The following is an 18349-nucleotide window of genomic DNA, read 5'->3' on the forward strand; positions in this document are numbered from 1 at the left end:
ACTGATTATTATCATACAATAGTTACTCTTCTTTATCAAGCAATTGCTTCGTATACTCTACATATCTACGATGTACAGTCGCCTTTGAAACATTATGACCAAATCCACGTAATGTTGCTGCAATTTCTTCAAACGTGAGTTCACTTTTTCGCAAACGTACAATTTCCTCAATTGGCACTTCTTTTTTCTCTCTTCCTACACTTAAATGACGATTTTTTAAATTTTTTTCTGGACGATAACCTTTTTCTACTGCACGTTGCATACCTCGTTTAATTTTCAAATTATGAATCTTTCTTTGATATTCTTCAACAATACCAATAATATCTAATACCATTGAATCAGAATCCGACAATTGTAATTCACCATTATGTGTATGCGTATATACTTTTATGCCTTCTTTATGTAAACAATGCATTAACGCGATCTTCGCATTTCCTCTACCAAGACGCGTTTCATCTTGTATAAGTAACACATCAATTTGTTCGTCTCGAATTGTATCCAACACCTCTAATATACCGTCACGTTCAATTGTATATCCACTAGCCTGCTCTTCAATCACCTTAGTAACATTCATTTGATAGCGCTCAGCTAAATGCAATAATTCATCTTTTTGACGTAATAATGATGTTTCTTGCGCTTCTTTCGTTGTACTCACACGTGCATAAATAATTGCATTCATTTTGAACCCCTCTTTCTCCCTATTATTTCCCTATAGTGTAACATAAATCCGCCATTTGTTCGAACTTATGTTTGTAGAATGTTTTTTCACATGTTATACTTATTAATAAGAAAAATGAAAGAAAACGAGGTGTTAGAAAACATGGAAAAGTTAACGAAACGCCAGCAAGACATTCTCGACTTTATTAAGCTAAAAGTACAAGAAAAAGGATATCCACCTTCCGTACGTGAAATTGGTCAAGCAGTCGGCCTCGCTTCTAGTTCTACAGTGCACGGACATTTATCACGATTAGAAGAAAAAGGATACATTCGACGCGATCCAACAAAACCACGTGCCATTGAAATTTTAGGTGAAGACCGAATGGATACGGAAACACAATCTGTTATTCAAGTTCCAATTGTCGGAAAAGTCACTGCTGGTTTACCAATTACAGCGGTCGAAAGCGTAGAAGAACATTTCCCACTTCCAGCTAGTATTGTTGCTGGAGCAGACCAAGTGTTCATGTTACGTATTTCTGGAGATAGTATGATTGAAGCTGGTATTTTCGATGGAGATTTAGTTGTTGTTCGCCAACAGCAGTCTGCATATAATGGTGAAATTGTAGTCGCTTTAACAGAGGATAACGAAGCAACAGTTAAACGTTTCTATAAAGAAAAAGACCATTTCCGTCTACAACCAGAAAACTCTTCATTAGAACCTATCATTTTAAAACAAGTGTCAGTTATCGGGAAAGTAATTGGCGTATATCGTGATTTACATTAAAAATAACAAAAAGAAGATAATTACCTTATTTATATACGGTAATTATCTTCTTTTTGTATTTTGATAGATTTCCATGCATTCTATTTCTTATTAACGAGTTTCAATCGTCACATCTCCCGCAGCCGTTTTACCGCTAATCTTTTTACTACCATTTCCAATTGTTACATTTTTATTTTCTTCATTAAAAATTGTTACATCTCCAGCAGCACTTTGCCCAGTAATTACCGCATCTTGTGGTTTTTCCGATAAAGTAATATCTATATCTCCCGCAGTTGAACTTGCTTCTAGATTATACTTAGAATCATGATCTTGAATATTTATTTCCCCACTTGTTGTTTTTGCGGTCACTTTCCCTAATACCTTCTTAAAGTTCACCTCACCAGCTTTTGTCGATCCCTCCACATTCTTAGCCGTTACTTGTTTCAACTCTACTTCTCCAGCAAGTGTTCTAACACTTACGCTATCACTTTTCACATCACTCATTTCGATTTGTCCAGCAGATGAATTTACTTTTACATCTTGGTAAGAGCGTTCGGGCACAAGGAGAGTCAATTTAGACGTTTGAAACCTAAAATCGTAAAAAGAAAAATCAAATGAAGCACCTTTTTCTCTTTCCCCAATAATTTTTAATGTGTCACCATCTTCTGCGATACGAATCTCTTGTTTACGTACATCTCCCGATTGCTTTACATAAAAAGCAGAGTCAGGAGATTTTTGGACAATAATATCCCCGGCATCTAACTTAACTTCTATATTTTTTAATGTTTCGTTTTTAATTACATTTTCTTTATCGCCTTTTTCAGCAGTTTGTACTGCTTTTTCATATGTTTGGGAAATTCCTATTACTCCAATAATGATACAAGCGATAGCGATTAAAAATAGTTTTTTCATCATTTACTCTCCTTTTATCATTTTGAAGTTCCATATTACATATCGTACACACAATCTCTTAAACCACTTTGTACTATAAAAAGCGATAATACATAACAATAAACCTACCCCAACAAACGTTATACTAACGAAAAGATCCAACCATATAAAAGTACCCATAAATACTTTTCCAATAACGAAAAATGGTGTTACTACACTAGCAATACCACCGATCCAAAAAGAAAATATAAAAGCAATAATTGCGACTAACGGGCCTAACACAATAATAAAATTAAACAAACTAAGTCCAATCGCTGCCATAACAGCTCTTGTCACATTTGAAGTCGATGGATTTTTTTTCATTTCATCGAAGCGATACATCGCAAGTAATTCTTTCGCGATTACTTTCGGAGAACCAAGGCCCTGTATTATTTCCGATTCAGTTTTCCCCTCTTCTAGTCCAAACTGAAAGTGCTCTTCATAATCCAATAAAATATCTTGCCTCTCTTCCTCTGGTAACTTTCTAAGATAACTTGATAATTCTTTAAGAAACCCTTCTTTACTCATCCCATTCCACCCCTTCAATAATTTCTTGTACCCCTTTCGCAAAATCACGCCATTCTGTTACTAACAAATGAAATTGCGTCTCCCCTTGCTCTGTTAATTGATAATATTTACGAGGTGGCCCTTCCGTAGATTCCTTTAAATACGTTTGAAAATACCCTTCTTTCGTCAAACGACGTAATAAAGGGTATACTGACCCTTCCGATATTAAAAATTTATTAGAAATTTGCTGAACAAGTTCATAACCGTAACTATCTTTACGTTTTACAAGTGCTAATACACAAAGTTCAAGCACACCTTTTTTAAACTGAACGTTCAAGTGCCATCCTCCTTTCCTATCTTAGTACTGTTCAATACACGGTACCTGTTTTATCCATAATATACCACTTAGTATTATTTATTGCAAGGTACTAAACTATATTTATTCCCTAAATTTAGAAAATTAACTAACGAAATCCTGAATAAGACTATGTTATAACTAAGCAGCATTCAAAGTTTCATTTCATTTACATTAATATTAGACTTCATTCACTCTTTCCTCTTGAAAAATCCACCACAAACTTATTCACTATAGCTAATGAGAAAAAGCCCCAATACTTATCGGTATTAGGGCTTTTTCTCATTAGCTATATATGAATCGAATTCCTATTTGAGAACCTGCATATGCGACAAATACTTTAATACCATATTTTATTTCTCATCATCGTTCCCCAAGATTTTTCGCTTAACATCTGATAAATCCTTCGACAACGAACTAAATGCTTTTGCTTGTTCTTCAATGACCTGTTGATTTTTTTCAATAACTTTTTGATATTGTTCTTCGCGCTGTTCATTCTTTTTTTGCGTAGTAAACAGCATCCATACAAATAAAGCTGCGAATGCTCCTTGTTGAATCATTGAATTGAAGATTTGTTCTTCCATCGTTCTCATCTCCTTTTCAAAAATTAAAGAGAATCATACGAGTGATCCTACTCTCATATCCTTATCTCACATTAAAATGTTCTTCTTTTACCCATGTGTTTTGCCCAATATCGATATAACCATCTTTTCTTGCAAAAATCCCATATGGATAAGATCCATCCACATTTCCTTTATAATTTCCATTTGGACCATCATATGTGTTAATGCCATAACCTGCGGGATATTTTGAGTAAGCATGGAACCACTCTACTTCAAAGTGTTCTTCTTTCGCCCACGCTTCCCAACCTAGACATAACATATTTTCATTCCCACCATACCAAGCAGCATCTATAATTAAATATGGCATTTTTGTATTAATGACATGACCTGTAAACCAAGCATCTTTTCCAGGACCACTATATAAATTAATGCCCCATCCTTCTGGGTATTTAGACGTTGCAATTCCCAGTCCTTTTGGTTGTAGTGGTTTATTATTATCTTCATTAAATGCTTTGTTTATCTTCTCAATGAATTGATCCACTCTTCCTTCATCGAGCATTCGATGTGGGCAATGCTTTCCACTCCACGATTTATGTGTACGTACATTACTAATCGGTATATTGAATTGTTTCATTAACTGAGCAATAACAATTGCTGCATTATCCTCCGCCTTGTAATATCTATCCCCACCGCTTAGAGAATAGCAAATTTCCACTCCGATAGATTTACGATTACCATTTCCGTTACCATCACCTGCATGCCAAGCATTACGATCAAACGGAATACCTTGTACCGCTTCTTTGTCATCTACTGCAACATGAAACGACACTGAATTATTATTCCCAATCATATACGATATCTCATTTTCTGCTGATGCATCATTGTACGTATTATGTACTGTGATGAATTCTGGTGTCATTGTATTGGGACACTTTATACCATATTTACTTGGATCCACTAATTTTTTTCTAATTTCCATTACTGATTATCTCCTTTTTTATTTTTTATCATTTAAAATTCCACTGAATTATTAAGTACATCTAGAAACTAAATCCTCAGACAGGCCATATTCTATATAATGGGTTATGGTCCTCACATTCAAAAAAAAGAAAAAGAGCAACTTTTTACATCAGTTGCTCTTTCAAAAATCGCACTCTATATTCCGCCCAGCATTTTACAGATATTACTCTAATCTCAAGAGGTATGATAACAAGTTTTTTCATCCTACTTAATACATGCTGATTTAAAGATATTATCTTACATTAAAATGCTCTTCTTTTACCCGTGTGTTTTGTCCAATATCAATGTAACCATCTTTTCTCGCAAAAACACCATATGGATAAGATCCATCCACATTTCCTTTATAATTTCCATTTGGACCATCATATGTGTTAATACCATAACCTGCTGGATATTTTGAGTAAGCATGGAACCACTGCACTTCAAAGTGTTCTTCTTTTGCCCAGGCTTCCCAACCTAAGCAAAGCATATTTTCATTCCCGCCATACCAAGCAGCATCTATAATTAAATATGGCATTTTTGTATTAATGACATGACCTGTAAACCAAGCATCTTTTCCAGGACCACTATATAAATTAATGCCCCATCCTTCTGGGTATTTAGACGTTGCAATTCCCAGCCCTTTTGGTTGTAGCGGTTTATCAGAAGGGTCAGTTGTACCACCACCGTCTCCTTTTCCTAAGTAGTCTAATGGATTCACAGCATTACTCTTATTGATGTTCCAAGACCCTTTATGCAATTCAAAATGCAAGTGTTGACCACTAGAATCCCCTGTGTTCCCCATAACCCCAATAGTTTGTCCTTGTGTAACATAATCACCTTCTTTTACTGTTCGAGAACCGCTACGCATATGGGCATATACTGTTTCCCATGTAACCCCATCAATAGTGTGCACAATCATAATACATTCACCATAACTGGATGAAATATAAGAACGACTAACTCGTCCGCTAGCTGCTGCATAAATTGGATGATAGCCCGATTCAGCAAGATCTATCCCATGATGATCTGGTCTGCTCCCCCGAAATCCACTTGTTACTCTCGTTGTATCTGTTGGATAAATAAATTTTGCCATAATAATCTTCCTTTCTATTCATACGTAATATAAAAAGGCACTTAAAAAAGCACCCTTTTATATTTTTCTGTATATTAAAATTTATAATTTTAAATCAAATAATAAAAAACTTTGTTATTACCTTACATTAAAATGCTCTTCTTTTACCCATGTGTTTTGTCCAATATCAATGTAACCATCTTTTCTCGCAAAAACACCATATGGATAAGATCCATCCACATTTCCTTTATAATTTCCATTTGGACCATCATATGTGTTAATACCATAACCTGCTGGATATTTTGAGTAAGCGTGGAACCACTGCACTTCAAAGTGTTCTTCTTTTGCCCAGGCTTCCCAACCTAAGCAAAGCATATTTTCATTCCCGCCATACCAAGCAGCATCTATAATTAAATATGGCATTTTTGTATTAATGACATGACCTGTAAACCAAGCATCTTTTCCAGGACCACTATATAAATTGATGCCCCATCCTTCTGGGTATTTAGACGTTGCAATTCCCAGTCCTTTTGGTTGTAACGGCTTATTGTCACCGCCACCAGTTCCTCCATCAAAATCTACATATTGTTTAACAATTTCAGAGTAGAAGAAATTCCCTCCGTTTTTATATCGATAACCACCATTGTAAGCAACAGCGATAGGGTTACTATATTTCACCATAGCACCGGTCGTATTTCCAAGTGATGGCGCAACAACCGTTTTAGAATACAGATCTGCCACCGGTAATGAATGCTGTTTATTGTTAGATGCTAACCAGCGAAGGTAAGCTCGTCCAAAATTATATGATTGAACAATGGCACTTAAATCTGTAATGCCATTTTTCTTCGCATCATCAAAAGCACCCTTTAAATGCTTCACTCCGTAATAAATTGAATCTTTCGGGTTTTTAATTGTATTCATTGCCCATCCTTGTGATTCACTGGATTGCATAATATCAGGTGTCGTTTCAGAATTCCCTCCACTTTCTACCATAATAATTCCAAGCACGTAAGGAACTAATTCAGGTACACCTTGTGTAGAACATTCGCTTTCTACCATTGATTGCCAACGTAACACCTGTTGTGGCAAATTCTTTGTTTTGACTGAAGCAGCTAATAAACTCATCATTAAACATCTCCTTGTTTTTCTATTATTTTCGCCTGTAAAACTACTACTTTACTAAATATAACTAGAAGCTAAAGACCCATTAATCCATCAAATCACTTCATATTACTCACCTTCTTTCACAACAAAAAGAGCAACCATAAAAATAGTTGCCCTTTCGTCGAAATCTTATATTACTACTATAAATCACTTTTTCAATACTTTCTGTACACTGCATGTATCCTACAAAAAGGTAACATTAAAATCCATCTAAAAACTTGACAATCTTCCTTATTTCAGCGTGTTTTCGGCGTATATAACCTGTACTATAATGTAATTCAAACGCAATTTGTTCTAAAGTCATTCCATCAACATATTTCATTTTAAGTATTTGATGATCCAGTCCTTTAAACTTATTAATCAAAAGCTTTAAATCATACTCTTCATTCATCTTATGAGCTAATTCATATTCAATTGCCTCAATCCGTCCTTCTACCTTAGCCCCTTCCGATTCAGCGGTTAATCGTACATTTTGCAAATCACCGCTAATCCAACGCTTCAATTCGGCTTTTGATTTGTCTAAGTTGTATTCTAAATAAGCAATTTCTTCTTCTAATTTCTTATAATCTTTGAGCCACTTGAACACTTACTGATTCACCCACTTCCGTTCTTTTTACAAAGTCTCTTAATACTAATTTAATAGCATGAATATGCTTATTAGCCTTTTCAATCTTTATTACTTGTAAATCATCTAGCATTTTTTCTTATGACCTATATTTATTTAACACTTCTTGTAATCTCTCACGCTCTTCATCAATAGACTGTACAGTTTTTCTTTCCTCTTCTAGATTTGTTGATTCATCATCTTTATATAACCAATCGGGTACAATCTCTTTTCTATTTGAATACTTCTTACCTGTCCCGTTATATTTCTTTTTCTTGCTCATTTCGAAACGTCTATCTAGTATGGCCACATCAACTAATGTTTTAACTTCTTGCTCCTTCCAATTCCTCAATATAGCCTTAATGTAGTTCCATCTTGGTGCATTCTCATCAACGGCTTTATTAATTGCATGCTGAATTAACTCCCCACTAAACAAATTACAAAAGCTCCCCAACTCTGCAATTGCAATTTCACTTAACGGAATGCCCATCCCCTTAATAAAGTTACAACTTACTTTAACCCTCTCATTGATGAATACACGAGATTCTAATTTATCCATATCATCATAATCATTATTATTTCGTTTATTAGTATTTAGTCTATTAGTATTTAGTAGTTTCTGATTTTCCTCATATGGCTTTACCACATCTTGGTTTTCCATTTGTGGCATGTCCCTTTGTGGCGTTTCGTAAATTTCCGTATCCCACCTTGTAATTTTTTTCGTATTCCCATCACGAACAGGATAACGTTTTACATAACCTAATTCTTTTAATTCCTTAAAACCTGTACGGAGCGAATCTTCTCCATCCTTAGCATGTCGAGCTAATTCACTAATATGAAAAGTCCAATCGTCTGGTAATGTAAGCGCATAGGCTAAGATTCCTTTCGCTTTCCATGACAACCTTTCATCTTTTAAACCAGTATTATTTATAACGGAATAATTACTATCTTTTTTCACTCGAATAATCCCCATACTAGCCACCTCATAAATTCTCAAAAACGGTATTCAATGTTATACTTATCTAGAGATATTTTTTCTTATAGAATCCGCTGCAACGGATTCTTTTCTTATTCATTCAAAACAATCATGCTATCCATATCTATTTTCTTCTAAACCTCTCTTATTCCTCAAATTCAACATCCACTTGAATTTCGATATTCATTGGAATTTCTTGTGTTATACGAATCACATTTTGACTCATTCCTTTTTGAATAAGCTTTCTAACCTGCTCTTTTGCATCTTCTTTTGTTTTAAATTCACTGACAGTTGGTAATCCTGCTAAACTGCTAGTAATTACTAAAATCTTTCTTTGCATGTTCTTTCCTCCTACTGAATGTCTGCCATATTTATTTGTGAGTTTTTAACTGTAATTTCTTCATTTAAAACAGTTGGGATTGAATATTCTTCATTAATAATTTGTATTGCTCTATCCAAATGATGACGCTTAATAGCTTTATAACTATTCACACCAAATTCCCGATGTAACTGACTGTAAATATCTCTATATAACTTCCTTCTAAGGCCGATATCCTGATAAGAATTTGAATTTTTACCTCCCAATAACATAACACCTAACCTTTTTACAGCCCTTGTTATTTCTTCACACTCGATAGCATACAGCGGCGTATTTTCTCGCAATCCCTTCACCTCAGACTTAATCTCTTGTATCTCCTGGGTATGCCCTTCTAACGCAGCAAATGTTAACTTTAAAACCCCCATTGGATCCTTTGGCACATTTTGTTGATTTTGTATATACTGCTTCATTCGTTTGAACTCTTTCATGAATTTAATTTTTATTCCAACCGCTTCTCTACTGGTATATCCCATCACAAGTAACGTAAATGCTTCTTCTGTTAAATCATATTTAGGGATTCGCCTGTTCTTTGAATTCATATAAGTGGACTCGTGAAAATTTTCTCCTCCAAACTCTTCATCTACATATACAATTTGTTTTCGAACTTCCTTCAAAACGTCGAAGTGATCTTTTTTGAATATCTTCGCAATTACCAAACTATCCGTTACTACTTTGCCATTAACTTCAAATACTAATGAACTATGTACTGATGAGTCAGTTAATTGCCCCATCCTCATCTCCTCCTCACTACTAATTTTGAACTATCTTTATTGTATTGAGATAATTTCGCACTACGCATAATTCGTTGCTTTCTTTTACAGATTAACTAATTATCGAAATTTAAAATAAATACTATGATATGAACCCTTTTATTAAGTCATTATTCAATAATTCGGTTATCCATTTTAAGCAATTCTCCTCCGATTTCAATTCGCTTCGTTTTCTTCAAATTCAAAAAGATATTCCAAATTATGTTCTGGAAAAAAAGTTTTCTTAATTTCAAAAGCTTCATCATAATAAAAACGAAATTTACCATTTATTTTGTCGCTCACTGTTGCGTGGCGAAGTTTCAGATGCGAAGAAATTTGTGTAATCATAATTCTTTTTCTCGCCATCTCTGCACGCAAATTCGGATACATCGACTCACCACCTATTTTTTGTACGATATTGCGTTCATTTCCATTTAAATATAAACTCAATTTCGTATTTAGTCAATAAAAAAACGTATTTAAATACTCAATTTCGCATACTTTTCTATTTACTAACAAATTCAGTTAAGTTATGATATATACAGAAATACGCAATATCGTATACACTTTAATACGAAAGATGGTGAAAGTAATGAAAAAAGCAGAGGTTGTAACACGCTTAATAAAAGAAGCTGGCTATAGCAAAAGAGCCTTCGCCGAAAAAATAGGTCTCCCCCCCACAACACTGCAATCCATGTTATCAAGAGGGATTGGTAAAGCATCTGTTGATAATGTAATAAAAGTTTGTAAGGGATTAGGAATCACTACTGATGATTTAGAAAAACTCGCAACTCAAGAGGACAATACTGTTAAAGAAGAAGTTTCTATTTATGAAACCATCCAAAACGATCAATCAAATATTATTCATATTCCTATCATTGGTTCTGTAGCAGCCGGTACACCAATACTCGCTGAAGAAAATATCGAAGGCTATTTACCCATGCTAAGTACATTTTTAAACAAGCGTAAAAAGTATTTTTATCTTACTGTAAAAGGCACTAGCATGAATCTCGAATTCCCTGATGGTTCTTATGTTTTAGTAGAGGAAACTCCTTATGTTGAAAACGGACAAATTGCTGTTGTAAAAGTCAATGGTTATGATGCTACCGTGAAAAAGATTTCAAAATCCGGAAGCATCATTACTTTAATACCATTGAGTAATGACCCTATCCACGAACCAAAAACTTACGACCTTTCAGCTGAAGATGTAAAAATAATTGGTCGCGTTGTACAGGCAGTAAAGAATTATTAAGTTATAGCACAAGTGATTTAAAAAAAGATAAAATCAATTCTTTTGAAAAGATTTTCTTAGTAACATGATTCAAAATAACCAAAAACAATCCATTATCTAGTAGTTAATATATCCAATAACTTCACTAAAAAAGCCCTGATACCGTAGTATCAAGGCTTTTTTAGTTCATAAATTATATAAAACTTACGTTTATCTGATAATGTTTTTCTATGATATCACTACTTGTTATTAATTATTGGCTTTTATGTGGCTGTTTTTCATTTTGCAACCACATAAAATTGTAATAATAGGGAATAAAAAAACCCTTGATACGAGTTGTATCAAGGGTTCAAGCCTCTTAGTAAAGAGACATATATTGATCGCGTTCCCATTGGTGAACTTGTGTTCTAAAAATATCCCACTCAATCTCTTTCGCTTCGATGAAGTGCTCAAGTAAGTGTTCTCCTAGTGCACCGCATACTACTTCATTAGATTGTAATGTAACTAATGCTTGCGCTAATGTTGCTGGTAAGTCAACGATACCTGCTTCTTCGCGCTCTTCTTTTGTCATTACATAGATGTTACGATCTACTGCTGCTGGTGGAGTTAATTTGTTTTTAATTCCATCAAGACCTGCAGCTAATAATGTAGCCATTACTAAATATGGGTTTGCAGCTGGGTCAACACTACGTACTTCTACGCGTGTACTAATACCACGAGATGCAGGGATACGTACTAACGGGCTACGGTTTTGTGCAGACCATGCTACGTAACAAGGTGCTTCATATCCAGGTACTAGACGTTTGTATGAGTTTACAGTTGGGTTTGCTATCGCTGTAAATGCTGGTGCATGTTTTAAAATACCTGCGATGAAGTGACGAGCATCATCACTTAATTGTAAGTCACCGTTTGCATCAAAGAATACGTTCTCACCATTTTTAAATAATGATAAGTTACAGTGCATACCTGAACCGTTCACACCGTATAGTGGTTTTGGCATAAACGTTGCGTGTAAACCATGTTTACGAGCAATTGTTTTTACAACAAGTTTGAATGTTTGAATGTCATCACATGAGCGAATTGCATTTGCATATTTAAAGTCAATTTCGTGCTGCCCTGGAGCAACCTCATGGTGAGATGCTTCAATTTCAAATCCCATTTCTTCAAGTTCAAGAACGATATCACGACGACAGTTTTCCCCTAGATCCATCGGCGCAAGGTCGAAGTATCCACCGTTATCATTTAATTCTAATGTTGGATTTCCTTTTTCATCAACCTTAAATAGGAAGAATTCTGGCTCTGGTCCAAGATTGAAGTCTGAAAATCCTAAAGCTTCCATTTCTTTTAACACACGTTTTAAGTTGTTACGTGGGTCTCCATCAAATGGAGTGCCATCTGCATTGTAAATATCACAGATTAGTCGAGCTACTTTACCTTTTTCAGCTGTCCAAGGGAAAATTACCCAAGTGTCTAAATCAGGATATAAATACATATCAGATTCTTCAATACGTACGAAACCTTCAATCGAAGATCCATCAAACATCATTTTGTTATCAAGAGCTTTCGTTAATTGTCTCACTGGAATCTCTACGTTTTTAATTACCCCTAAAAGGTCCGTAAATTGTAAACGGATATACTTTACATTCTCTTCTTTCGCCAAACGGAAAATATCTTCTTTTGTGTATCTAGACATTATAAATTCCTCCTTAGTCCCTCTAATCGCCTTCAGAATCAGTTATCTTTAGTGAAAAAATCTTGAAATGTCACCTTGTCGCAATGAAGTTCGATTGAATCTACCTGTATGTTGTAGTTCATCTCGAAGTATTTTGCGAAGCTCAGTTTTTGAAATTTCTTTCGTTTCTTCTTTTACTTTCACTGCTTCTGTTTGATTTTCTTTCATTAGTAACACTTGCTTAATACCAGCCATATTCAAGCCTTGATCTAACAAATCTTTAATCTCTAACAACTTATCTACATCGTTAAATGAAAATAATCTACGATTCCCCTTTGTACGGGTTGGAGAAACAAGATTATGCTCTTCATAGTAGCGAATTTGACGTGCAGACAATTGTGTTAAATCCATAACAATACCAATTGGAAACAGCGGGGCAGAACGTCTATCTTCTTTCATTTTTCAGTTCCTCCTTCGCCTTAACTGCTTCTCATTTTATAACATGTTATGTTTAGTGTCAATAGATGTTAGCTTTTCTTACATAATTTTTTTATAAATTTTTTCATTCTTTTTTCTAATCGCATAAATCGTTACTTTTATACGAAAAAAGCTGCCGATATCGACAGCTTCCCATTAAGAAATGATTAATAAATTCTTTTCAATCAATTCGTCAATCGCAGAACAAATCGCAATTTTAACATGCGAATACGTTAAGCCACCTTGCACATACGCAACATACGGTGGTCTAATTGGACCATCAGCAGACAATTCAATACTTGCACCTTGAATAAACGTTCCCGCCGCCATGATTACATCATCTTCATAACCTGGCATATAGTTTGCATACGGAGTAAAATGCGAATTAATTGGAGATGCATATTGAATCGCTTGGCAGAAGGCAATCATACGGTCTTTATCATCAAATTGAACCGATTGAATTAAGTCTGTTCTTGGCGCATTCCACGCTGGTGACGTGTTCATTCCTAACTTTTCTAAAAACGCAGCTGTAAAAATTGCACCTTTCAGCGCTTGTCCTGCAACATGTGGCGCTAAGAAGAACCCTTGATACATTTCTTGCAGACTGTATAAAGACGCTCCAGCTTCCGCACCAATTCCCGGAGATGTTAAACGATATGCACACGCTTCAACATACTGTTCTTTCCCGACAATATAACCGCCAGTTTTAACAATTCCGCCGCCCGGGTTTTTAATAAGTGAACCCGCCATTAAATCTGCACCAACATGACACGGCTCTTGCTCTTCAATAAACTCGCCATAACAGTTATCTACAAACACAACAACATCAGGTTTAATTTCTTTAACAAACGCGATCATCTCTTTAATTTGAGAAATAGTAAACGATGGACGAGTAGCATAACCTTTCGAGCGCTGAATACCGATCATTTTCGTATTACTATGAATCGCTGCTGCAACAGCTTCAAAATCAACAAGCCCACCTTCAGTTAGCGGAACTGCATTGTAACCAATATTATATTCTTTAAATGAACCTACACCTTTCCCACGCACGCCAACGATTTCCTCTAACGTATCATACGGTTTTCCAGTGATGTACAATAACTCATCTCCTGGACGTAAAATACCAAATAACGCTGTAGAAATAGCGTGAGTACCTGAAATAATTTGCGGACGAACAAGTCCAGCTTCCGCTCCAAACACATCAGCATACACTTTTTCTAACGTATCACGGCCAATATCATCATAACCATAACCTGTCGTCGGGATAAAATGCGAGTCACTAATTTTATGTTTACGAAAACTTTCTAATACACGAAACTGATTACTTTCAATTACTTCATCCGCACGTTTATGTACTTCTGTAATCTGACTCTCTACTTCTTTTACGATTGGAGCAATTTTTTCTCCATTTTTCAAACGATCAAACATTTTTATTTTCTCCTTCTTCCACTAAAAATCTCTTTAATTGCACATTAAGCGATGAATGAGTAAAAATATACCCTGCACAATCATATACAAATTTATCTTCCAGAAACTCCATCTTTGCTAATAGCGTTTCCGTCTTTAAAAGCGTTAATAACTTACCTTCACTCGGAGGGATTTCTACTCGATAACGATCCATTTCTTTCTTCATTTTCATTTCTATCGCTTCTTTTATACGCAATACATCACTTTCTTCAAAAGCACTAGTCATTAAGAAATCACTTTTCGGAAACGGAATAAAGTTTTGATGTAATTCATCTTTTTTATTATATAACGTAATAATAGGAATATGATTAATTTCAAGTTCTGATAATAATCGTTTTACTGTTTTTTCATGCCCTATGTAGTTAGGATCCGCAGAATCAACTACATGTAAAATGACATCTGCTTCCCCCGCTTCTTCCAGTGTCGAACGAAAAGCAGCGATTAATGAAGTGGGTAAATCTTGTATAAAACCAACAGTATCAGTTAGTAATACTGTATAACCCGAAGGTAACGGCATCTTCCTCGTCGTTGGGTCTAATGTTGCAAACAGAAGGTTTTCTTCAAACGTATCAGCTTCCGTTAATCTATTAAACAGTGTCGATTTCCCTGCATTTGTATACCCTATTAACGAAACTTGAAATACTTTATTATCTTTTCTTCTCTCACGATATCTTTTTCGATGTTCCACAACAACTGCAAGTTGTTTCTTTATTTCATCAATACGGGATCGAATATGACGACGATCCGTCTCTAATTTCGTCTCACCCGGTCCTCTCGTTCCAATACCACCACCAAGACGCGATAAGGACAATCCTTGCCCCATAAGACGCGGCATTGTATATTGCAACTGAGCTAATTCTACTTGAAGCTTACCTTCCCTCGACTTCGCACGTTGCGCAAAAATATCCAGTATTAGTTGCGTTCGATCAATTACTCTCGCATCTAATACTGAGGATAAATTCCGAATTTGACTCGGCGTTAATTCATTATTAAACACAATAACATCCGGCTCTAATTCTTCAGTTAACATTGTAAGCTCTTCTAATTTCCCTTTACCTATGTAAGTTGCCGGATGAAACTTTGGTCGTTTTTGCGTTGTTGACACTAACAATTCTGCTCGTGCAGTCTTCGCTAGTGATGCAAGCTCTTTCATGGAATGCATAAATTTTTCATCATCATCTTGTGGCAATTGACAGCCTACTAATATGACTTTTTCTTTTTCTTCCATCAAATATGTTCACTCATCCTTTTCGAAATTTAAACCTTCTAATATAATAGCAGAGGAAGCACATTTCATCTAGTTAGCGGGGGAGAAAATTCATGGCATGGGAGATTTTTAGCATCATAGGCACAATCGCTTTCGCACTAAGCGGAGCCATTGTTGCAATGGAAGAGGATTATGATATTTTCGGGGTGTATATTTTAGGAATGGCAACCGCATTTGGGGGAGGTGCCCTTCGTAATTTATTAATCGGTTATCCGATTGTCGCGTTTTGGCAACAAGACATGTTATTCCAAATCGCACTTTTATCAATGACTATTATTTTTCTTTTTCCAAATAAGTTAATTAGACATTGGAAAAAGTGGGAAAATATCACTGACGCTATCGGCTTATCAGCATTTGCTGTACAAGGAGCATTATATGCCCAAAAATTAAATTTACCAATTAGCGCCACAATTGTAGCAGCTGTTTTAACTGGTATCGGCGGCGGTATCATTCGCGATCTTTTAGCCCGCAGAAAACCTCTCGTTCTTCGAGCTGAAGTATATGCCTTTTGGACAATTTTAGCAGGTTTCTTAATTGGCGCTCAAATTATTGTTAGCGATTGGGCTCTTTACATTTTATTCATTTTAATTGTTTGCTTCCGCATGGTTTCTATTCATTACAAATGGCATTTACCGCACAGACGTATCGAAACGAAAGAACGTTCAGTGCATAAATAGCAATCTAACCTCTTTACATATCGTAAAGAGGTTTTCTTTTCTAACGATTTTTTCTTTATATAATGTTTATACTAATTTTTAAAGTGAGATAATATGAAGCGACCTCCTAGATTATCAAGTCAGGGATTTTAACCCATAATAATGAATGAAAACATTATGAATGGGGTTATACCCTATGATAATAGGAGGCCACTATGGAAAATATAATCTATATTGGGATGGATGTCCACAAGGAAAGTTTTAGCTTATGTGCACTACACGGAACAACTGGGGAAATTGTAAGAGAAGCACGATGTGCTTCAAATGTATCTCTCGTAAAAAAATTCGTTGAGAAACTGAAAACAAAATATGGTGAAGATATAAAAATTAAAGCTGGATATGAGGCTGGTTGTTTAGGGTATTCACTTCATAATCTTCTTGAACAAAATGGAATTGATTGTGATATTTTAGCTCCCACAACAATGTACAGTTCATCAAAAAATAAAATGGTTAAAAATGATAAATTCGATGCCAAAATGATTGCTCTTAATTTAGCAAATGGCACCTATAAAGAAGTATATGTTCCAGAAGAAGAGGATGTTGCCGTGAAAGAGTATATCCGCATGTTAGGTGATTTTAAAACATCTTTGAAAAAAATAAAACAACAGATAAAAGCATTCCTTTTAAGGCATGGCTATGTGTATGAAGGGAAATCAAGCTGGACAATCGCTTATATGAAATGGTTAAAGAATCTTGATCTACAAGGATTATTCAAAGAAACGTTAGGCGAATACCTATTACAGTATGATGTTCTAGTCGATAAAATTGAGCGGTTCAGTCTGAGATTAGAAGAATTATCTCATCGTGAAAGGTACGAAGAACCAATCGCAAATTTAAGATGCTTAAAAGGTATAGATACAACATCGGCAATGACTGTTCATGTGGAAATTGCAGACTTCACTCGTTTTCCCACGGCTAAAGCATTTATGGCTTATGTAGGATTGACACCAAGCGAAAGCTCAAGTGGAGAAAAAATCAGTCGACGTTCGATTACAAAACAAGGAAATTCGACCGTTAGGTCTACTCTTGTAGAATGTGCAAATGCGTTGGTAAAAGGAACAATCGGATTAAAATCGAAGCGAGTGAAAGCAAGACAAAAAGGGCAACGAAGCGAAGTGATTGCTTATGCGGATCAGGCTGTAGAAAGGTTACAAAGAAAATATTATCGCATGATATATCAAGGGAAACCTAGAAATGTTGCCGTTACAGCTATCGCAAGAGAACTGGGGTGTTTTATATGGGGATTAGAAACAGGTAAAATTCACCGAAAATAAAGAGGGAAGGATATGAAGTTGATTGATTCATTCATAGTTAGAAACCAAAGGTATCAATTGATGGCATAGATGAGCTTCAGAGATAGTGAATTACAGGTCTGGCTATCTATGACTCACCTCTTCTGGCATGGCTGAAATTCTGATAAACAAGCTATTTATTAGAATTTGAAAAGGTGTGATCCACGCAGTGAGATTATAAGAGCCTAACGACGAACCATTAACCTGAGGTAACCAATCCACGAATAACAGAGTGGTTAACTGTCGATAGATCTTATTTCTGAAGCTTTTGTATGCCATCAAGAAAAATATTATGGGTGAAAAACTATTGACAAAGGTCACTTCATAACAGGTGAATACAAATGACAAACCACGTTAATAAAGGAGCTCAAAAAAGCTCAGTAAATCAATTTGGGCACGATCCTAATTCAGCACACGAAAAGAGCGCTAAAATGGAACACTTCCATAAAGCACACCAAGAAAAAGCAAAAAAAGAGTAAACGAACTTATACACAAAAATCGACGCA

The 18349-nt window shown here is 35.3% G+C and carries 22 protein-coding genes; 5 read left to right on the forward strand and 17 right to left on the reverse strand.

Features of this window, described 5'->3' with window-relative positions:
- Window positions 1–22: 22 nt before the first annotated feature.
- Window positions 23–679 carry a YneB family resolvase-like protein gene (locus tag MHH55_RS12445; RefSeq protein ID WP_000991469.1) on the reverse strand — a complete coding sequence of 219 codons (657 nt, stop codon included), beginning with the start codon at window positions 677–679 and terminating at the stop codon, window positions 23–25.
- A gap of 141 nt (window positions 680–820) precedes the next feature.
- Here MHH55_RS12445 and lexA point away from each other — a divergent pair, with 141 nt between their 5' ends.
- Window positions 821–1441 carry a transcriptional repressor LexA gene (gene lexA / locus MHH55_RS12450; RefSeq protein WP_000413738.1) on the forward strand — a complete coding sequence of 207 codons (621 nt, stop codon included), beginning with the start codon at window positions 821–823 and terminating at the stop codon, window positions 1439–1441.
- A gap of 90 nt (window positions 1442–1531) precedes the next feature.
- Here the strand turns inward: lexA and MHH55_RS12455 are convergent, their stop codons facing one another.
- From MHH55_RS12455 to MHH55_RS12510, 12 genes are all read right to left on the reverse strand, one after another.
- Entirely contained in the window at window positions 1532–2335 is an 804-nt protein-coding gene (locus MHH55_RS12455) for a DUF4097 family beta strand repeat-containing protein (protein WP_000976235.1), read from the reverse strand.
- The gene (locus MHH55_RS12460) at window positions 2336–2878 is read right to left on the reverse strand and encodes a DUF1700 domain-containing protein (protein ID WP_000031383.1); all 543 of its coding nucleotides are present in this window, start codon (window positions 2876–2878) and stop codon (window positions 2336–2338) included.
- A complete protein-coding gene (locus MHH55_RS12465; RefSeq protein ID WP_001102628.1) occupies window positions 2871–3194 on the reverse strand; it encodes a PadR family transcriptional regulator in 324 nt (107 codons plus the stop codon). Before MHH55_RS12465 ends, MHH55_RS12460 begins: the two co-directional genes overlap by 8 nt.
- A gap of 371 nt (window positions 3195–3565) precedes the next feature.
- On the reverse strand, window positions 3566–3796 hold the full coding sequence (locus MHH55_RS12470) for a BhlA/UviB family holin-like peptide (RefSeq protein ID WP_000392444.1): 231 nt from the start codon (window positions 3794–3796) through the stop codon (window positions 3566–3568).
- A 61-nt stretch (window positions 3797–3857) separates the two neighbouring features.
- A complete protein-coding gene (locus MHH55_RS12475) occupies window positions 3858–4754 on the reverse strand; it encodes a peptidoglycan recognition protein family protein (protein WP_000405766.1) in 897 nt (298 codons plus the stop codon).
- Between the two features lie 273 nt (window positions 4755–5027).
- The gene (locus MHH55_RS12480; protein ID WP_078186873.1) at window positions 5028–5870 is read right to left on the reverse strand and encodes a M23 family metallopeptidase; all 843 of its coding nucleotides are present in this window, start codon (window positions 5868–5870) and stop codon (window positions 5028–5030) included.
- 117 nt (window positions 5871–5987) lie between these two features.
- Window positions 5988–6974, reverse strand: coding sequence for a lysozyme family protein (locus MHH55_RS12485; RefSeq protein ID WP_167913535.1), 987 nt, complete (start codon window positions 6972–6974; stop codon window positions 5988–5990).
- A 238-nt stretch (window positions 6975–7212) separates the two neighbouring features.
- Window positions 7213–7599: a DUF1492 domain-containing protein gene (locus tag MHH55_RS12490; protein ID WP_074555580.1), complete on the reverse strand. Its 387-nt coding sequence runs from the start codon at window positions 7597–7599 to the stop codon at window positions 7213–7215.
- A 118-nt stretch (window positions 7600–7717) separates the two neighbouring features.
- Window positions 7718–8590 carry a DnaD domain protein gene (locus tag MHH55_RS12495; protein WP_074555582.1) on the reverse strand — a complete coding sequence of 291 codons (873 nt, stop codon included), beginning with the start codon at window positions 8588–8590 and terminating at the stop codon, window positions 7718–7720.
- A gap of 148 nt (window positions 8591–8738) precedes the next feature.
- Window positions 8739–8933, reverse strand: a complete 195-nt coding sequence (locus MHH55_RS12500; RefSeq protein WP_001189064.1) for a hypothetical protein — start codon at window positions 8931–8933, stop codon at window positions 8739–8741.
- A gap of 11 nt (window positions 8934–8944) precedes the next feature.
- Window positions 8945–9703, reverse strand: coding sequence for an ORF6C domain-containing protein (locus tag MHH55_RS12505; RefSeq protein WP_074555584.1), 759 nt, complete (start codon window positions 9701–9703; stop codon window positions 8945–8947).
- Between the two features lie 195 nt (window positions 9704–9898).
- Window positions 9899–10111 carry a hypothetical protein gene (locus MHH55_RS12510; RefSeq protein WP_000283430.1) on the reverse strand — a complete coding sequence of 71 codons (213 nt, stop codon included), beginning with the start codon at window positions 10109–10111 and terminating at the stop codon, window positions 9899–9901.
- Window positions 10112–10313: 202 nt separating this feature from the next.
- On the opposite strand from MHH55_RS12510, the gene MHH55_RS12515 reads away from it, so the two are divergent.
- A complete protein-coding gene (locus tag MHH55_RS12515; RefSeq protein ID WP_033695267.1) occupies window positions 10314–10973 on the forward strand; it encodes a LexA family protein in 660 nt (219 codons plus the stop codon).
- 337 nt (window positions 10974–11310) lie between these two features.
- Here MHH55_RS12515 and glnA read toward each other — a convergent pair whose 3' ends face one another.
- The 4 genes from glnA to hflX all read right to left on the reverse strand — a co-directional run bounded on the left by glnA (window position 11311) and on the right by hflX (window position 15796).
- On the reverse strand, window positions 11311–12645 hold the full coding sequence (glnA, locus tag MHH55_RS12520) for a type I glutamate--ammonia ligase (protein WP_000092763.1): 1335 nt from the start codon (window positions 12643–12645) through the stop codon (window positions 11311–11313).
- Window positions 12646–12693: 48 nt separating this feature from the next.
- Window positions 12694–13083, reverse strand: coding sequence for a transcriptional repressor GlnR (gene glnR, locus MHH55_RS12525; RefSeq protein WP_000656783.1), 390 nt, complete (start codon window positions 13081–13083; stop codon window positions 12694–12696).
- Window positions 13084–13257: 174 nt separating this feature from the next.
- Window positions 13258–14529 (reverse strand): methionine gamma-lyase family protein, encoded by a 1272-nt coding sequence (locus tag MHH55_RS12530; RefSeq protein WP_025710425.1) that lies wholly within the window; start codon window positions 14527–14529, stop codon window positions 13258–13260.
- Window positions 14522–15796 carry a GTPase HflX gene (gene hflX / locus MHH55_RS12535; RefSeq protein WP_000391393.1) on the reverse strand — a complete coding sequence of 425 codons (1275 nt, stop codon included), beginning with the start codon at window positions 15794–15796 and terminating at the stop codon, window positions 14522–14524. Before hflX ends, MHH55_RS12530 begins: the two co-directional genes overlap by 8 nt.
- Before the next feature lie 92 nt (window positions 15797–15888).
- On the opposite strand from hflX, the gene MHH55_RS12540 reads away from it, so the two are divergent.
- The 3 genes from MHH55_RS12540 to MHH55_RS12550 all read left to right on the forward strand — a co-directional run bounded on the left by MHH55_RS12540 (window position 15889) and on the right by MHH55_RS12550 (window position 18322).
- Complete coding sequence (locus tag MHH55_RS12540) at window positions 15889–16512, forward strand: trimeric intracellular cation channel family protein (protein WP_078186874.1); 624 nt, start codon at window positions 15889–15891, stop codon at window positions 16510–16512.
- Window positions 16513–16706: 194 nt separating this feature from the next.
- Entirely contained in the window at window positions 16707–17825 is a 1119-nt protein-coding gene (locus MHH55_RS12545; protein WP_340880263.1) for an IS110 family transposase, read from the forward strand.
- 359 nt (window positions 17826–18184) lie between these two features.
- Window positions 18185–18322, forward strand: a complete 138-nt coding sequence (locus MHH55_RS12550; protein WP_000181500.1) for a hypothetical protein — start codon at window positions 18185–18187, stop codon at window positions 18320–18322.
- Window positions 18323–18349: the final 27 nt, after the last annotated feature.

It is taken from the genome of Bacillus sp. FSL K6-2944 (assembly GCF_038005385.1).
GTDB lineage: Bacteria > Bacillota > Bacilli > Bacillales > Bacillaceae_G > Bacillus_A > Bacillus_A cereus.

Excerpts from the sequence above, each read along its gene's own strand:
- MHH55_RS12445 (WP_000991469.1), bottom strand. The coding sequence starts at position 679 with ATGAATGCAATTATTTATGCACGTGTGAGTACAACGAAAGAAGCGCAA.
- MHH55_RS12530 (WP_025710425.1), bottom strand. The coding sequence starts at position 14,529 with ATGTTTGATCGTTTGAAAAATGGAGAAAAAATTGCTCCAATCGTAAAA.
- lexA (WP_000413738.1), top strand. The coding sequence starts at position 821 with ATGGAAAAGTTAACGAAACGCCAGCAAGACATTCTCGACTTTATTAAG.
- MHH55_RS12550 (WP_000181500.1), top strand. The coding sequence starts at position 18,185 with ATGACAAACCACGTTAATAAAGGAGCTCAAAAAAGCTCAGTAAATCAA.
- glnA (WP_000092763.1), bottom strand. The coding sequence starts at position 12,645 with ATGTCTAGATACACAAAAGAAGATATTTTCCGTTTGGCGAAAGAAGAG.
- MHH55_RS12515 (WP_033695267.1), top strand. The coding sequence starts at position 10,314 with ATGAAAAAAGCAGAGGTTGTAACACGCTTAATAAAAGAAGCTGGCTAT.
- MHH55_RS12485 (WP_167913535.1), bottom strand. The coding sequence starts at position 6,974 with ATGAGTTTATTAGCTGCTTCAGTCAAAACAAAGAATTTGCCACAACAG.
- MHH55_RS12540 (WP_078186874.1), top strand. The coding sequence starts at position 15,889 with ATGGCATGGGAGATTTTTAGCATCATAGGCACAATCGCTTTCGCACTA.
- glnR (WP_000656783.1), bottom strand. The coding sequence starts at position 13,083 with ATGAAAGAAGATAGACGTTCTGCCCCGCTGTTTCCAATTGGTATTGTT.
- MHH55_RS12505 (WP_074555584.1), bottom strand. The coding sequence starts at position 9,703 with ATGGGGCAATTAACTGACTCATCAGTACATAGTTCATTAGTATTTGAA.
- MHH55_RS12455 (WP_000976235.1), bottom strand. The coding sequence starts at position 2,335 with ATGATGAAAAAACTATTTTTAATCGCTATCGCTTGTATCATTATTGGA.
- MHH55_RS12510 (WP_000283430.1), bottom strand. The coding sequence starts at position 10,111 with ATGTATCCGAATTTGCGTGCAGAGATGGCGAGAAAAAGAATTATGATT.
- MHH55_RS12495 (WP_074555582.1), bottom strand. The coding sequence starts at position 8,590 with ATGGGGATTATTCGAGTGAAAAAAGATAGTAATTATTCCGTTATAAAT.
- MHH55_RS12545 (WP_340880263.1), top strand. The coding sequence starts at position 16,707 with ATGGAAAATATAATCTATATTGGGATGGATGTCCACAAGGAAAGTTTT.
- MHH55_RS12475 (WP_000405766.1), bottom strand. The coding sequence starts at position 4,754 with ATGGAAATTAGAAAAAAATTAGTGGATCCAAGTAAATATGGTATAAAG.
- MHH55_RS12470 (WP_000392444.1), bottom strand. The coding sequence starts at position 3,796 with ATGGAAGAACAAATCTTCAATTCAATGATTCAACAAGGAGCATTCGCA.
- MHH55_RS12500 (WP_001189064.1), bottom strand. The coding sequence starts at position 8,933 with ATGCAAAGAAAGATTTTAGTAATTACTAGCAGTTTAGCAGGATTACCA.
- MHH55_RS12480 (WP_078186873.1), bottom strand. The coding sequence starts at position 5,870 with ATGGCAAAATTTATTTATCCAACAGATACAACGAGAGTAACAAGTGGA.
- hflX (WP_000391393.1), bottom strand. The coding sequence starts at position 15,796 with ATGGAAGAAAAAGAAAAAGTCATATTAGTAGGCTGTCAATTGCCACAA.
- MHH55_RS12460 (WP_000031383.1), bottom strand. The coding sequence starts at position 2,878 with ATGAGTAAAGAAGGGTTTCTTAAAGAATTATCAAGTTATCTTAGAAAG.